The sequence below is a fragment of the Oribacterium sp. HCP28S3_H8 genome, assembly GCF_052064775.1.
Classification (GTDB): domain Bacteria; phylum Bacillota; class Clostridia; order Lachnospirales; family Lachnospiraceae; genus Oribacterium.
In genome coordinates this window covers 1-679 of record NZ_JBQHUZ010000032.1, presented here as the reverse complement: position 1 = coordinate 679, position 679 = coordinate 1, and the positions used below count along the sequence as shown (strand labels likewise).

The window sequence follows — 679 nt, the reverse complement described above, 5'->3', positions numbered from 1 at the left end:
TAATAAAAGCTGAACGCGTCGTATGGGCTACGGTTGTTCAGCTTTTTTCTTTTGTACGAGTTGATATGGTTCATCATCAGAAAGATATCTTCCTGTGTAAGATCATCAAAACTGCTTCCCTTCGGAAGAATCCGACGGATCAGCTCATGGTTCACTTCACAGGCACCTTTCTGATAAGGAGAACTGGGATCGCAGTAAAATACCTTCGTCCTCGTATAAGGATACTTTTCCCGATACTCAAGTTCTTTGGGATTTGAAAATTCACTCCCGTTATCCGTAAGGATTACAGGAAAAAGCCTGTTAAACGTTTTTGATCCAAGGACTTCATCAATGGCATTGAAAATGCGTATGACAGAACCGGATGTATTTGCTTCGCGAAGGAACGCCAGCATAAGACTTGTCTCCACGAAATGTATTGTGAGCAGACATTTACCGCCAACGCGTCCTATCACGGTATCCATCTGGACAATGGTTGTTTCAGGGTTCTCCTCAAGGAACTTTTTAAAATCGGAATAATTCCTTCCTATCCTGCAGCCTCTGTCCACCTTGAATTCAGGCTGTTTGTACCGAGGTCGATACTTGACCTTGCGGGGCAGATCAATGTTTCTGATATCAAAAAGCTGAGCATCAACGTAATTGTACAGTGTTTTTTCACTGCACATCAGATCATCCACATGAT

General features: G+C 42.7%; 1 protein-coding gene. It reads right to left on the bottom strand.

Annotation, left to right across the window (positions count from 1 at the left end; all coding sequences use genetic code 11):
• Positions 1 to 679: IS30 family transposase (locus ACTNEN_RS13320; RefSeq protein WP_441206952.1), on the bottom strand; the 679-nt coding region annotated here is incomplete at both ends.